This window comes from Luteibacter sp. UNCMF366Tsu5.1, from assembly GCF_900119235.1.
GTDB classification, from domain to species: domain Bacteria; phylum Pseudomonadota; class Gammaproteobacteria; order Xanthomonadales; family Rhodanobacteraceae; genus Luteibacter; species Luteibacter flocculans.
Map to the genome: position 1 here is coordinate 23,466 of NZ_FPIS01000004.1, position 14,753 is coordinate 38,218.

At 65.7% G+C, this 14,753-nt stretch carries 14 protein-coding genes; 5 read left to right on the top strand and 9 right to left on the bottom strand.

Annotated features, from left to right (window positions below):
- Positions 1-117: 117 nt before the first annotated feature.
- Entirely contained in the window at positions 118-783 is a 666-nt protein-coding gene (locus BT115_RS16390) for a TetR/AcrR family transcriptional regulator (RefSeq protein ID WP_072323720.1), read from the bottom strand.
- A gap of 348 nt (positions 784-1,131) precedes the next feature.
- On the opposite strand from BT115_RS16390, the gene BT115_RS16395 reads away from it, so the two are divergent.
- Positions 1,132-1,791: a protein-L-isoaspartate O-methyltransferase family protein gene (locus BT115_RS16395; protein WP_072323721.1), complete on the top strand. Its 660-nt coding sequence runs from the start codon at positions 1,132-1,134 to the stop codon at positions 1,789-1,791.
- A gap of 35 nt (positions 1,792-1,826) precedes the next feature.
- A complete protein-coding gene (locus BT115_RS16400; RefSeq protein WP_072323722.1) occupies positions 1,827-3,224 on the top strand; it encodes a TolC family outer membrane protein in 1,398 nt (465 codons plus the stop codon).
- A 147-nt stretch (positions 3,225-3,371) separates the two neighbouring features.
- On the opposite strand, the gene waaA is transcribed toward BT115_RS16400, so the two are convergent.
- Entirely contained in the window at positions 3,372-4,643 is a 1,272-nt protein-coding gene (gene waaA / locus BT115_RS16405; RefSeq protein WP_343124058.1) for a lipid IV(A) 3-deoxy-D-manno-octulosonic acid transferase, read from the bottom strand.
- A 74-nt stretch (positions 4,644-4,717) separates the two neighbouring features.
- Between waaA and lpxL the strand changes: the two genes are divergently transcribed.
- Both lpxL and BT115_RS16415 read left to right on the top strand, forming a co-directional pair.
- Positions 4,718-5,635 carry an LpxL/LpxP family Kdo(2)-lipid IV(A) lauroyl/palmitoleoyl acyltransferase gene (lpxL, locus tag BT115_RS16410; RefSeq protein ID WP_083527545.1) on the top strand — a complete coding sequence of 306 codons (918 nt, stop codon included), beginning with the start codon at positions 4,718-4,720 and terminating at the stop codon, positions 5,633-5,635.
- A 159-nt stretch (positions 5,636-5,794) separates the two neighbouring features.
- A complete protein-coding gene (locus tag BT115_RS16415) occupies positions 5,795-6,709 on the top strand; it encodes a VirK/YbjX family protein (RefSeq protein WP_072323724.1) in 915 nt (304 codons plus the stop codon).
- On the opposite strand, the gene BT115_RS16420 is transcribed toward BT115_RS16415, so the two are convergent.
- The 6 genes from BT115_RS16420 to BT115_RS16445 all read right to left on the bottom strand — a co-directional run bounded on the left by BT115_RS16420 (position 6,656) and on the right by BT115_RS16445 (position 11,489).
- Entirely contained in the window at positions 6,656-7,450 is a 795-nt protein-coding gene (locus tag BT115_RS16420; protein ID WP_072323725.1) for a glycosyltransferase family 2 protein, read from the bottom strand. The genes BT115_RS16415 and BT115_RS16420 overlap by 54 nt on opposite strands.
- Positions 7,440-8,720, bottom strand: a complete 1,281-nt coding sequence (locus BT115_RS16425; protein WP_255369460.1) for an O-antigen ligase family protein — start codon at positions 8,718-8,720, stop codon at positions 7,440-7,442. The genes BT115_RS16420 and BT115_RS16425 overlap by 11 nt, the downstream gene beginning before the upstream one ends.
- A complete protein-coding gene (locus BT115_RS16430; protein ID WP_072323726.1) occupies positions 8,717-9,856 on the bottom strand; it encodes a glycosyltransferase in 1,140 nt (379 codons plus the stop codon). The genes BT115_RS16425 and BT115_RS16430 overlap by 4 nt, the downstream gene beginning before the upstream one ends.
- A gap of 64 nt (positions 9,857-9,920) precedes the next feature.
- Complete coding sequence (locus BT115_RS16435) at positions 9,921-10,127, bottom strand: zinc-finger domain-containing protein (protein ID WP_072323727.1); 207 nt, start codon at positions 10,125-10,127, stop codon at positions 9,921-9,923.
- A gap of 107 nt (positions 10,128-10,234) precedes the next feature.
- A complete protein-coding gene (locus BT115_RS16440) occupies positions 10,235-10,825 on the bottom strand; it encodes a YceI family protein (RefSeq protein WP_072323728.1) in 591 nt (196 codons plus the stop codon).
- Between the two features lie 70 nt (positions 10,826-10,895).
- Complete coding sequence (locus BT115_RS16445; protein ID WP_072323729.1) at positions 10,896-11,489, bottom strand: malonic semialdehyde reductase; 594 nt, start codon at positions 11,487-11,489, stop codon at positions 10,896-10,898.
- Positions 11,490-11,624: 135 nt separating this feature from the next.
- Here BT115_RS16445 and BT115_RS16450 point away from each other — a divergent pair, with 135 nt between their 5' ends.
- Complete coding sequence (locus BT115_RS16450) at positions 11,625-12,590, top strand: mitochondrial fission ELM1 family protein (protein WP_072323730.1); 966 nt, start codon at positions 11,625-11,627, stop codon at positions 12,588-12,590.
- Between the two features lie 29 nt (positions 12,591-12,619).
- Here BT115_RS16450 and recG read toward each other — a convergent pair whose 3' ends face one another.
- Positions 12,620-14,737 (bottom strand): ATP-dependent DNA helicase RecG, encoded by a 2,118-nt coding sequence (recG, locus tag BT115_RS16455; RefSeq protein ID WP_072323731.1) that lies wholly within the window; start codon positions 14,735-14,737, stop codon positions 12,620-12,622.
- Positions 14,738-14,753: the final 16 nt, after the last annotated feature.

The following is a 14,753-nucleotide window of genomic DNA, read 5'->3' on the forward strand; positions in this document are numbered from 1 at the left end:
TCTCCTGCCGGGAGAGTGGGTGGAATCGGCGGAGACGTTAGGGCGATGCCCGGGAAAGCGGAGTGAAGGCGCTACCGGACGCAACCATGGCGTCCGGCATCAGACCACGGTCGCGCGTCAGACGTTGACGTGTCGGGGCGAATAGGCGCGCATGAACATGTCGACGGCGGCGAGCGCGTTGGCGTTCACCTCCTCGGCGAACTGTACGGCACAGTCCTCGCAGCCGAACAAGCGACGGATCAGGAGATCGCCCTTGAGCAGGGCAAGCAACTGCGTGGTGGCGCGGGACACGTCGGGAATGTCCAACTGGCCCCGCGACGCCGCGCCTTCCAGCAGGCGTTGCATGAGCTTGTGCATGCGTGCCGGACCCTCTTCCCAGACCAGCCGACCGAAGCGCGGATTACCGCCGGACTGGCAGTCTGAAAGGATGGCGCGGAACGTACCGACCGACTCGCTGTTGGTTTCCATGGCAGCGTGGCGGCTTGCGATATCGGTCAACGTGGTGCGGATGTCCGAACCCGGGGTGAAGTCGAACAGGTCGTCCGGCAAACGCTCCTGCACGTGCGAGCGAATCACCTCGCGAAAGAGGTTGTCCTTGTCGCCAAAGTGGCTGTAAACGGTCAGCTTGGACACACCTGCAGACGCGGCGACGGCATCCATGCTGGTGCCGGCGAATCCGCCCTGGGTGAAAAGCGACTTGGCGGCATCGAGGATGGCCGCGCGCTTTTCCATGTCCTTCGGACGCCCCGGACCCTGGGTCTTCAGTTTCGGGCTGGCGTTCATGGCTGCACCTTCACAAACAGAAATTATGACTTTATTATACGCGGCGGTTCAGTTATTTCCAGCGTTGTCACTATCTTCGGCTGGAAAGCAAGAGTGCGATGCCTCTCTACCTTAGAATGGAAGATGGGGGTGCCTCTTCGGTTCACCATGACGATCCAAGGCCTCGGCCGCGGGCCGTTCAGGTGCCGTGAGAGGACGGACGACATGACTTCCGTCAGTCCGGTCCGGTGACTTCCGGCACTTCGTTCGGACAGGCGCCGCACCGCAGCCTTGCACCATTGGGAAATAGCGCGGTAAGCACTTATCCTTTCGAATCTTTTTTGCAGCTTTACGTACGGAAACCACACCATGGCGATGAATTTCGAGCAGGCCCGGCAGAACATGGTCGAAAACCAGGTTCGCCCCTGGGAAGTCCTCGACGCCGACGTTCTCGACACCTTGAAGGCAGTGCGCCGCGAGGATTTCGTGGCGCCGGCACACCGAAACGTGGCTTTCGCCGACCTCACCCTGCCCCTGGGGCACGGCGAGGTGATGATGAAGCCGGTGATCGAAGGCCGCGTGCTCCAGGCGCTGCTTCTCAACAAGACCGATGAGGTGCTTGAGATCGGCACGGGTTCGGGCTACCTCACAGCCTGCATGGCGCGGCTTGCCGGCAAGGTCACCAGCATCGACATGCATGCCGACTTCGTCGAGGCCGCCGGCCAGCGTCTCGCTGCGGCCGGCGTGACCAATGTCGCGCTGGCGACCGCGGAAGCCGTCAACGGCTATGCCCCGACCGGCGTTTTCGACGCCATCGTGGTCACGGGCGCGGTGCACACGGTGCCGGAGAAGTTCGTGCGCTGGCTGAAGCCGGGCGGGCGCATGTTCGTAGTACGCGGCGATTCGCCGGCGCAGAAGGCTGTCCTCCTCACCCATGAGGGCGACGGACGCTACCGCGAGGAATCGCTGTTCGAAACGGACCTTCCCTACCTGGCGCATGCCGCGCCGGTGAAGCGCTTCGTGCTCTGACCCACCAGATTTTCCCTTACCCACGAGGCGACACCATGCGCTTGAAGCTGCTCACCGTCGCGCTGGCATTGGCCGCGACGCCTTTCGCAACCCACGCGGAAGACCTGCTCGACGCCTATCGGCAGGCCCGCGCCAACGATCCGGTGCTATCGCAAGCCGATTCCACTCGCCTGGCGACGGGTGAGAACGTGGTGCAGGCCCGTGCTCTGCTGCTGCCGCAGATCAGTGCCCAGCTCAGCCTGAACCAGAACGACCCGAATGGTCCTTCGCGCTCGATCGTCACCGACGCAGCAGGTAATCCGGTTGTCGACGGTGCCGGCAACCCGGTGCTCACCTCGGATGCGGGTCACACGCGCACCCGCCAGCTCGGCGCCACGATCAGCCAGAGCGTGCTCGACCTCAGCCGCTACTCCGACCTCAAGGCAGCGAAGTCGTCGTCGCAGGCGCAGGACGCCACGTACGAGGCGGCCCTGCAGCAGTTGGCCACGCGCGTCGCCACGGCCTACTTCCAGGTGCTGACGAACGACGATGCCCTGACCTTCGCCAAGGCCAACGAGCAGGCACTCGCCCGCCAGCTCGAACAGGCGCAGCAGCGCTTCGATGTGGGCCTGTCTGCGATCACCGACGTGCAGGATGCCAAGGCGCAGCACGACACCGCCGTGGCTGCCGTCATCACCGCCGAGAACACGCTGGCGGATTCGCGCGAAGCGCTCACCCAGATCACCGGCAAGCCGGCCGACAACCTGAAGAAGCTGCGCGAGCAGTTGCCGATGGACCCGCCGAGCCCGAACGATCCGAAGGCCTGGGTCGCCGAAGCCGTGAAGAGCAATCCCACGATCATCGCGTCGCAGTACAACGTCGATTCCGCGGAGCACAGCATCTCCTCCGCACGCGCGGGCCATCTGCCGACGATCGACGCGACGCTGGGTTACAACAAGTCCACCTCGTGGACGCAGAACGCGGGAACGGCATCGAGTGCCGGGACGCTCGGCAGCAGCAACGGTCGTGGCGCGACCACGGTGGGCCTGACCTTGAACGTGCCGATCTTTGCCGGTGGCGCTACGCAGTCGCGTGTTCGCCAGTCGATTTACCAGCGTGATGCCGCCCAGGACTCCCTGGAAAGCTCCCGCCGCCAGGTGGTCCGCGACACGCTGAACTACTATCGCTCCGTCGTCGCCGGCATCAGCAAGGTCGAGGCGACCAAGGCGGCCGTCGAGTCGTCGGAAAGCGCGCGTGACGCGACGCAGGCCGGTTTCGAAGTCGGCACGCGCACCATCGTGGACGTGCTCATCGCCCAGCAAAACCTGACCCAGGCGCTCAGCGACTACTCGCAGGCCCGTCACCAGTTCATCCTCGACAAGCTGCTGCTCAAGCAGACGGCCGGCACGGTGGACGTGAAGGACCTCGAAGCGATCAACGCGCTGCTTCAGTAACGCTTGATATGCCGCGAAAAGAAACGGGCCCTCGTGGCCCGTTTTTTTGTGCCGCCAGGGACCTTCGCCCTGAGGGAGCCGCCATGGCGGCGAGGAGCCAACGGAGCGATGAAGCCAAACCTACATCTCTAGGTGCCTGCGAAGACGTCACTCCTGCAACAGGCGATCCACCAGTTCCATGACCTTGCCGACCGAGCCGCGCTCGCTGTCGAAGACGTGGCGCGCGCGAAGGCCCATGGCTTCGCGACGTTCCCGATCACGCAACAGGGAAAGCACCTGCTCTCCCAACTGGCCGCCGTCCTCCACCCGCTGACCGCCACCTTCGTCGATCAGGGCCTGGGTGATTTCCTCGAAGTTGAACGTGTGCGGTCCTACCAGCACCGGCTTGCATAGCGCGGCGGGCTCGAGCACGTTATGGCCGCCGATCGATATGAGACTGCCGCCCACGAAGGCCACGTCGGACGCCGCAAAGAAGCGCAGTAATTCGCCCATGGAATCGATCACGAAGCATTGTGTGCCGTGACCGGGCGCCCCGTCGGCGCTGCGCGTCGCCACTTGGAAACCGAGGCTGCGCACGGAGGCCTCGACAGCCTTGAACCGTTCCGGATGGCGGGGCGCGATAAGCAACAAGGCATCGGGAAGACGGCGCATCACGTCGAGATGGGCTTCGAGGACACACATCTCCTCACCCTCGTGCGTGCTGGCGGCGATCCACACAGGCCTGCCCTTGCCCCATGCCTCGCGCATGGCCATGCCAGATTCCAACGCGGCCTGAGGCACCGGCATATCGAACTTGAGGTTGCCGCAGACGGTGAGCTGACTCGGCTCGGCACCCAGCAAGCGATAACGGGCAGCATCGGTTCGCGATTGCGCCGCGATGTGGCTCACGCAACGCAGGGCGCGCTTGACCAGCGAACTCATGCGCGCATAGCCCCTCAGGGAGCGTTCGGACAGCCGGGCATTGGCAATCAGCAGGGGAATGCCGTGGCGGCGACAGGCGAAGTAAAGGTTCGGCCAGATCTCGGTTTCGACGATGACCGCCAAGCGAGGGCGCGTATTGCGCAGGAAACGCTTCACCGCGAACGGAAGGTCGTAGGGCAGGTACACGCTGTGGACGCTGTCGCCGAACAACTGACGCACGCGTTCCGAGCCGGTGGGCGTCACCGTGGTGACCAGCATGGGCGCCGCGGGATAGGCCTCCATCAGCGCCTTGACCAGGGGCTCGGCCGCATTCACCTCGCCCACGGACACGGCATGCACCCACAGACAACCCGCCAGGCGGGGCTCGCGGAACTGGCCGAAACGCTCCCGCCAACGCACGTGATAGTCGCCGTAGCGCATGCCGCGCGCCATCAGGCGAAGCATCACCAGGGGCGTGAACAGGTACATCGCAAGGTTGTAAAGCAGGCGCAGCAGCACGCGGACCCCTGGTCATACCGGTGGTCGGGCAGTATAGCTGCCCCCATTCGTTACAATGGCCGGCCATGCCCGGAATGCCACGTCCTCACCTCACCCGCACCCTGCTTGGCCCCCGTCACTGGGCGGCCTGGCTTGGCGTTGCCCTGATCTGGCTGATCGCTCACCTGCCGTTTCGCATGCTGATGCGGCTCGGCCGGCTGGCCGGCCGCCTGGCCTTGCATCTGAATCCGGAGCGTCGACGCATTGCCGCGACCAACATCGCGCTGTGCTTTCCCGAACTCGACCCGGAAGCGCAGAAGGCGCTGGTCCGCGCCAACCTTTGCGACGTAGGCATGATGCTGGCGGAGTTCGCGCTGGGATGGATGGGTTCGGATCGTGCGTTGGCGAAGGTGCCTGTCACGGTCGAAGGACTGGAACACCTGGAGCTGGCGCGCAAGGCCGGCCGTGGCGTGCTGCTGGTCGGCGGGCACTTCTCGCACCTCGAACTGTGCGCGCGCCTGGTGTCGCGACGCATCCCCATCGCCGGCATGTACCGTCGCATGGATTCGGACGTCTTCGAGTTCACCGTGCTCCGCGCCCGCCTGCACTACGCGGCAGCGATGTTCGAGAAGGACGACATCCGCGGGACGGTGAAATACCTCAAGTCCGGAGGCACGCTGTGGTACGCGCCCGATCAGGACATGCGCAGCAAGGACAACGTGTTCGCGCCTTTCTTTGGCGTTCCGGCCGCCACCATCACCGCGACGCATCATCTGGCACGCATGTCAGGCGCGCTGGTCATTCCTTTCTATCACCGACGTCTACCCGGCGACTCGGGTTATGCCATGCGCCTCGGCGCGCCGCTGGATCACTTCCCAAGCGATGACGCCGCTGCCGATACCGCACGGGTCAACGCACAGATCGAGCAGATGGTGCGCGAAGCGCCGGAGCAGTATCTGTGGGTGCACAAGCGCTTCAAGACGCGACCGCCGGGCGAGCCGAAAATCTACTGATTGCAGGAACGTTACCGCTTCGCTTTCGCCGAACTTTCCTGCATCTTTCAGTGCGACATACGCCGACACGACGACGTGTAATCCGTCACGGCAATCGAAAGCCTCGCGAAAAATTGCGCGCGTAGAACGTCCGTCGTTGATTACAAGACGGACCTTTCCATGCAATCGTTCTTCCGCTTCGCGCGTTCCCTGCGTGGTCGCACCGGATGGCACAGTAAGCGCACTCACGGCATCGGCGCCTTGCTTACGTACGTGGGTCGCTGCGTGTCGCGCTGGCGCGAACACGACGCGTGGCTCGCCTTTCTCGAATCACCTGCGATGGCAGGTATCACGTCGATCGATCGCGTGCTGATCGAGCGCTACCAGCATCGCTACATCAGCATCGCGTGGACGCGGACGCAGCGTCTGCACGCACTGCGCGATCACTACGATTTCGTGCTCGCCCGACTGCCACGTCCGTTCTTCCATACGATCTATCGGGAACGGCAGGTGCTGTTGGGCACCCTGCCCCTGCGCGATGGACGCAGGCTGTCGATCATCCTCAAGGCGCCGTTCCGCCGCAGTCGCGAGGGCGAACTCAGCCTCTCGCTCACCGATGACAATGGCCTGCAGATCTCCTACGCGACGATTTCCTTCATCGACGGCGGACGCACCATCGCCATCGGCTGCCTGCAAGGCGCGGCCAACAATGCAGGGCGCGACGTGGTGCGCGAGCTGACGCGACAATGCCACGGCCTGCGCCCGAAGAACCTGTTGCTGTCGATGATCCGCGCGCTTGCCGAAGGGTTCGGTATCGAGCGCGTGGTAGGCATCAGCAACGCGGCCCATGTGTTCGCTGGCATCCCGAACAAGGTCAAGGCGGACTACGACGCGTTCTGGCTCGAGGCGGAAGGCACCCCGGGAAAGGATGGCTTCTTCGAGCTTCCGCCCCGCGAACCGGTGCGTTGCGCGTCGGAGGTCGAAAGCAAGCGCCGCAGCGAATTCCGTCGACGCGAGGCATTCCGCCACGACGCGTGCGAACTAGTCCTGGCCGCGTTCGGCCTCGAACGGACGGCCATTCCCCTCGCCGCCTGAACGACGCAGCTCATACAGCTTCGCGTACTTGAGGAACGCATAGAACGCATGGACGCGGGCCGCGACGAAGCCCGCCCAACCGCCGCGCCAGTGGCCGCGCCAGAAGTAGTAACGAGCAAAGGCCACCGTCGGATAAAGCACCATACGCATGCGCAGAAACCGTGGCGCGCGCGCATGCCGGTCACGCACCTGCAACGATGAGTAGCGGTTGGCCTTGTCCACCCGGCCTTCGATGTCGCGCTCGCCATAGTGGTCGATCACTGCGTCGAGCCGCTTCACGGGGCCCTCCACGACGACGCTTTCGTGCACCTCATGTCCGCTCATGCGCGCCCGCGTCCGATCGAACAGACGCACGTAATGATTGAGGCGCGCGCGGTCGGGCTGCCATCGCCAGAACACCCACTCCCGGCGCAGCAGCACGTAACCCGCGGCGTCGGGCGATTCCAATACGCTTCGGACACGCTCGGCGGCGAGCGCGGTGAGCGCTTCGTCGGAGTCCAGCAAAAGCACCCAGCGGTGCTGCGCAAGATCGATCGCGGCCTGCTTCTGCAGGCTGTAGCCGGCGAAAGCACGCACCTCGACACGCGCGCCGCGCGCCAGCGCGATCTCGCGCGTCGCGTCGGTGGAGCCCGAGTCGAGCACGACGATCTCGTCGGCGAACGCGACCGAGGCGAGGCAGGTGCCGATCGTATCCGCGTTGTTCCATGTCGTGACGACGACGGACAACGGTTCACGCGCCATGACGTGTCCCTTCGTCGGGAATGTCGGCGAACAGCGCTGCGCACCACACCGACACAAGCCACGCCGCCAGCAACCCCCACCACGCCGAGTAGAACGCCATGTGCGTGTTCAGCGGAAACAGGATCGCCACCAACGCCACCGTCGGTGGAAAGGCTCGCTCACGTGCCGCCCTGCCCGCTCGCCACCAGGTGCGTACGGCGAGCGCAGTCGCGGCTAGCCAGGCGATGAGACCTAGCGTTCCCGTCTCCGTCGCCACCTCGAGCACGACTTGATGAGGGTGACAGGCGCCCTCCCCGTCCCCGCACTTCTCGGCAGTGAGGAAGTGATCGCCCGGCGATGCGGCAGAGGGATAGGCGACGCGGAAGCCACGTACGCCGACGCCATTGATCGGATGTGCTGTGTACAGACGCACCGCCGTACGCCAGATGTCGAGGCGGCCCGTGAGCGCCGCATCCAGACCCGCCGAGGTGCCGGACAACGCCGGCACGGTATGGGCCACCCGATCACGAAAGCGCGGCGAGACCTGCCAGGCAAGCAACGCCACCAGGGCGACGGTCACGCCCGTCGCCGCACACGCGACCGCGAAGCGCCGCGCCGAACCCGCCTCGCGCCAGAGGAAACCGCAGGCGACCAGGCCGTAGCAGATCCACGACGCACGCGAGCCGGACAGCAGCACCGGCCCCAGCACGAGCAGGAAGGCAATGATCAGTCCGCGTCGACCCCATCGCTCGCGGACTGCCCAGAGTAGAAACGGAGCCAGTGCCGAAAGCGCCGGCCCCAGCTTCAGATTGGTCGCGCCGAAGATGCCGGAAAGTCGTTCCGGATCGGACGCGCCAGCAAGTCCGTAACCGGTAAGCGCCTGAACCCACGCATCGACGACCCAGATGGCAATCACTGCCGCCGTTGCGACGTACAGTGCTCGGACTTTCCCCGGGCGACGCATGGCGAAGCAGGTGTACACGCCCAGCGGTGCGAAGCGGAGAATGCCCGCGACCGTGCCCCAGCTCTTGCCTGGCGCGACGGCATCGACGGCCGACAGCAACGCGGCGCCCGCGTAGGCGGCGAACAGCGCCAGGAACAGTTTCGCCCCGTCGTGCTCGCGCAAGGCGTGCGGCTCGCGCACGAGCAGCAACACGCTCCCGATGAGGGCAAGAAAGACGCCCAGCTCCGCACTGCGTCCGAACGGAAGCAGTGCGGGAACCAGCCACACCGGAAGCAGCGGCGAGGCCAGCCCCGCCCTGATCGATGCGCCGATGCCGGGCCTGCTCACGCGGCAGGCACGCCTTCCACCACCTCGGCGTAGAGAGCCAGGGTCGCGGCTTGCATGTCGGACAGGCGATAGCTGCGCGGCGGCGGAATCGGCGGCGCGAAGCGCAGCAACTCGGCGGCGCGCTCCACGAGCTTTTCGCGGTCGCCCAGCGGCACGCGTCCGGCCGGATACAGCTCGGCCAGCAGTTCGCCCACCCCGCCATGGGCATAACCCATGACCGGCCGGCAGAGCGCCAGCGCCTCGACCACCGTGCGGCCGAACGACTCGGGTCGATTGGAAAGCTGCAGGACGATGTCGGACATGGCGTAGACGTCGCGGACGTCCGAACGCTGTGGCGAGATCACCACCTTGTCGTCCAGCCCGCGGCGGTGGATGAGGGCGCGCAGTTCAGCCACATAGGCCTCTCGCCCCGGCTCGTCCGCACCCAGAAGAAGCAAACGCGCGTCGATGGATCGCTGGGCAAGGTCGGCGATCAGCTCGATCGCATCCGCATGTCCCTTGAGGCGCGTGCCGCGGCCGGGGAGCGTCAGCAGGGGCGCCCCTGCCAGCTGCGGATACTGCTCGAAGAACGCGCGCTGCCAGGTATCGTCCGGACGGTATCCGTAGGGAAAGGCGTCGGTATCGACACCCCGCGGAACGACCGCGATGCGGGCGGCGTCGACGTCGTCCGGGTAATGCCGCAGCACGTAATCACGCAAGGTCTGCGAGACCACGATCACCCGCTCGCCGCGCATCAGGATGGCGCTATAGCGACCCGGGCTGTTGAGGCCGTGCACCGTGGTGAAGAAATGCGGGCGAGGCTTCACGCCGCGCATGGCCCACCAGCCAATCCACGCGGGCAGGCGGGAACGCGCGTGAACGATGTCCGGCTGCACCTCGCGCAAGAGGCGGCGCAGCTTGCCCACCGTGAACAGGGTAGCGAGCGACTTGCGCCCGATCGGCAGCGTGACGTGCCGGCTGCCTTCGGCCTCCAACTGGGCGACCAAGCGGCCGCCAGCGGAAACCACGATGGAGCGGTGCCCGGCCTGGACCAGGGCCTTGGCGATTTCGAGAGTCGAACGCTCGGCGCCGCCCGCATGAAGGGCAGGAATGAGTTGCACGACGGTCATCGTCCGACCAGGGGAGACGGTGGCCATGGGTGGGTCCAGTGGGCGAAAAGTTACGCAGGCAATGCAGGAAACGTGCCCACGAGGGGCCGAATCAATCCTTCAGGACGTAAACGGCGCCGCAATACATGCATTTCGACTGGCCGCCCTCGTCTTCGATCGGCAGATAGACCCGCGGATGCGAATTCCACAGGTACATGCCGGGCATCGGGCAGGACAGCGGCAGGTCGGCGCGCGTCACTTCGTAACGGTTTTCGGCGTTCGCCGGGATCAGCGGGGCGGCCGCGGGATTGGGACGCATGGGAAAACTCCGGGCGATGCGGTTGAAACGGGATCGAGGATGGTAGCAAAAAAGAAAACCCGCGCCGTTGCCGGCGCGGGTTTCGAGGGTCGAAGCGGCCGTTAGGCTTACTTCTTTTCGGCAGAGGCGTCGTGAGCTTCGGTCGTGATGCGGACCTTGATCTCGTCGGAGACGTTCGGCACGTATGCGCCTACGCCGAAGTCCGAACGCTTGATCGTGGTCGTGGCATCGAAGCCCACGGTCTGCACCTTCATCATCGGGTGCGGGCCGATCTTGTTCAGCGTCACGTCGAGGGTGACCGGCTTGGTCACGCCGTGGACCGTGAGGTCACCGACGACCTTCAGCTTGCCCTTGCCGGCCGGCGTCACCTTGGTGCTCTTGAACGTGACGTTCGGGTACTTGGCGGCATCGAGGAAGTCGGCCGACTTCAGGTGTTCGTCGAGCTTCGGCACGAAGCTGTCCAGGCCGGACAGGGGCAGAGTCGCCTCGACGGTGGCCTTCGACGGATCCTTTTCGTCATAGACGAGCGTGCCTTCGACCTGGCCGAGGTTAGCCGTGGGGTTCGAGAAACCGAAGTGGTTCCAGCTGAACAGCACCATCGTGTGACCCGGGTCGAGGGTGTAGGTGACCGGGGCGGCAGCGGCGGTGCCGGCGACAGCGAGCAGACCGGCGAGGGCGACGTAACGAAGAGCGCGCATGTGAATCTCCTGCAGTGAAGGTGGGTACTGCCATACAACAGCGGGACCGGGCGGTCACCGCGGGAAACGATCAGAGAATCTGGGCCGCTTCGTCGAAATCGAGGCGAGGCAAACGACCGAACAGATTCTTGTTGGGATCACCGTAGCCGATGTTCACCAGGAAGTTCGACTTGACGTGCGTGCCTGCGAAGAACTCCGCATCCACGCCTGCCTGGTCGAAACCGGACATCGGACCGCAATCGAGCCCCAGCGAGCGCGCGGCCAGGATGAGGTAGGCACCCTGCAGCGAACCGTTGCGCATGCCGGCCGACTGGATCATCGGCTCGTTGCCCACGAACCAGCTGCGCGCGTCAGCGTGCGGGAAAAGCTTCGGAAGCTGCTCGTAGAACGCGAAGTCCGTCGCGACGATGGCCGTTACCGGCGCCGCCATGGTCTTCTCGACATTGTTCTCCGAGAGGAACGGCTTGAGGCGCTCCTTGGCGTCCTTGGACTTGATGAAGCTCAGTCGCATGGGCGAGGCGTTGGCGGCGGTCGGCCCCATCTTCGCCAGCTCGTAGATCTGCCGGATCTGCTCGTCGGTCACTTCCTTGGGAAGCCAGGCGTTATAGGTACGCGCAGTGCGGAACAGCTGGTCGAGGGCGGCATCGGTCAACGGGGCGCTCATGGATATCCTTGTACAGTGACGGAGAACCGGTAACCCGGCATGCTCACAGTGTAAGCGCCACCGCGCGCTCGTGAACCGGTCAGACAAGGAACGAACTGTGCCGAAATCGATAACAATCGAACCCGGGGAGACCGCATGAGCGCCCTTCCTCCGGGTTCCTGCTGGGTAGTCACCGACGGCGCGGCAGGCAACCGGCGCCAAGCGCTCGCACTGGCCGAGGCGCTGACGCCATCCATTCGCGAGATCGTCGTGGACCTGCGTGCGCCCTGGTCGTGGTTCGCACCGCGTGCCTTCCCGGCCGCCCGACTAGCCCTCGGCCGCGACAACGAGAGCTTCCTGCCACCATGGCCCAGGCTGGCGATCGGTTGTGGACGCCAGGCCGCATGGGCCACGCGGCACATCCGCCTCTGGTCCGAGGGCGCATGCCTCGCCGTGCAGATCCTGGACCCGCGGATCGATCCGACGCACTGGGACATGGTCATCGCGCCACGCCACGACGACCTGCGCGGCGACAACGTGCTCAACCCGTTGGGTTCGCTGCATCCCATCGACGATGTCTGGCTGACGGACGGCCGGGAAGCGTTCGCTCAGTTCGCCGAACTCCCCTCGCCTCGCCTTGGCGTGCTCATCGGTGGTGTGCGTCATGGAGGGCCGTTCGACATGACGGCCTTCGATGCGTTCCTGCGCGCGGTTCGCGCGCGTCACGACCGCGATGGCGGCACGGTGCTGGTGGCGGCATCGCGGCGCACACCAGCGGGCGCGCTGGCGGGCATCCGCGAAGCCTTCGCGGGCGTACCGGGGATCGTCTGGACCGACAGCACGGACGGCGCCAATCCCTACCCGGGCATCCTCGGCTGGGCCGATCGACTGGTGGTCACACCGGACTCGGTCAACATGCTTTCCGAAGCCTGCGCCACGGGTCGGCCGGTGCATACGTTCGTGTCGACACCCCTGCCGGAGAAACTTGCGCGCTTCCATGCCGAGTTGCGCTCGGCCGGGCTACTGCACGACCTCGACGCACACACCCCGGATCGACAGATGCCGCTGCGCGAAACCGCGGCGATCGCGGCGGAAGTAAGGCGGCACCTCGGCCTGACCTGACGGACGTTTCGCGGCGGACGCCGCGCCGGTCAGGCGTCGACGTAGCGCGCAGCCTCGCCCACCCAGCGGGCGATGAGGCGTTCGCAACGGTCGGGATAGTCGCGCATCATCACCTCGGCCACGCGCTGCACGTCGGGCATGAGGTGGCCGTCCCGCGCCAGGTCGGCAATGCGGAATTGAAGCTGGCCCGTCTGCCGCGTGCCGAGCACCTCGCCCGGGCCGCGCAGTTCGAGGTCTTTCTCCGCGATGCGAAAGCCATCGTTGGTTTCGCGCATCACCTGCAGACGCTCGCGTGCCAGCCGTGACAGAGGGGTCTGGTAGAGCAGCACGCAATTGGAGGCGATGGCGCCACGACCCACGCGACCACGCAACTGATGAAGCTGCGCGAGCCCGAGGCGCTCGCTGTTCTCGATCACCATCAGGCTCGCGTTAGGCACGTCCACGCCCACTTCGATCACGGTGGTCGCCACCAGCACCGCGAGCTCGCCGGCCTTGAAGGCGTCCATGACCGCCTGCTTCTCCTTCGGCTTCATGCGGCCGTGAATCAAGCCGACCGCAAGGTCCGGCAGCCCCGTCGTCAGTTCCGCATGGGCCACCTCGGCAGCCTGGGCATTCAGCTGCTCAGACTCCTCGATGAGCGTGCAGACCCAATAGACCTGACGCCCCTGCATGCAGGCCGCGTGGATGCGCTCCATCACGTCGTAGCGGCGCTCATTGGAGATCGCCACCGTCTGCACCGGTGTGCGCCCGGGCGGCAGCTCGTCGATCGACGAGACGTCCAGGTCGGCGTAGGCGCTCATCGCCAGCGTGCGGGGAATCGGCGTGGCCGTGAGCACGAGCTGGTGCGGAATCAGCTCACCCTCCGCGCCCTTGTCGCGCAACGCGAGCCGTTGGTGCACGCCGAAACGGTGCTGCTCGTCGACGATGACGAGACCGAGCCGAGCGAAGGCCACACCTTCCTGCATCAGCGCATGGGTACCGACGACGATGTGCGCCGTACCGTCGGCCGCGTGTCCGAGCGCGCTCTTGCGCGCCTTGCCCTGCACCTTGCCGGCGAGCCATTCGACCTTGAGTCCCAAGGGTTCGAGCCACGCGCGGAAGTTGCGCAGGTGCTGCTCGGCCAGCAATTCGGTCGGGGCCATAAGGGCCACCTGGTACCCGCTTTCGATAGCCGCCACCGCGGCCAGCGCCGCGACGACGGTCTTGCCGCTGCCGACATCGCCCTGGACCAGCCGCAGCATCGGGTGCGCGCGGGCCAGATCGCGCGCCACTTCCTGCGACACACGCGCCTGCGCGCCGGTAAGAGCGAACGGCAAGGCGGCAAGCAGACGATCGTGCAACGCGCCGGCGCTCTTCAACGCAGGCGCCTTGCGCTTCTTTACTGCCGCACGCATGCGCCGCAGCGTGAGGTGCTGGGTCAGCAATTCTTCGAAGGCCAGACGCTGCTGGGCCGGATGACGCCCCTCGCCCAGTTCGCGAAGATCCACTTCCGGTGGTGGCCTGTGCACGTACAACAAAGCGTCGCGCAGGGAGCTGAGCCCGGTCGGCAAGCCTGCGCTCTCGGGAATCAGTTCGAGCCGGTCATCGGTGGGCAGGTGCGCGAGCGCACGCGCGACCACGCCAGCCAGACGACGAGGCCCAAGCCCTTCCGTGGTGGGATAGACCGGAGTCAATCGCTCGTCCACGACAACGGGCTCGTCCGGCTCGATGCGCTGGTATTGCGGATGGACGATCTCCAACCCTTGCGGCCCTTGGCGCACCTCGCCAAAGCAGAGCAGCCGCGTACCCTTCGCGAGCTGCTCCATCTGCGCCTTGCGGAAATGGAAGAAACGCAGCAGCAACGCGCCGCCGGAGGCGTCGCCGAGAATGACCTTCAACTGGGGCCGGAAACGGAATCCGCGTTCGATGAAGTCGACCGTACCCTCGACCTGCGCGCGGTCGCCGGGGCGCAGGTCGGCGATAGGCACCACGCGAGTGCGGTCTTCATAGCGCAGCGGCAGGTGAAACCAGAGGTCCTGCACCGTACGCAAGCCGAGCTTACCCAGCGTCTCCGCCAGTGCCGGCCCCACGCCACCCAGCGACGTCAGGGGCGTACGCCCGGGGTCCGCCGGTGTCGTGGCGGCGGACGTCGTCGGATGGCGGGCCACGGGAATGACGGAGGAC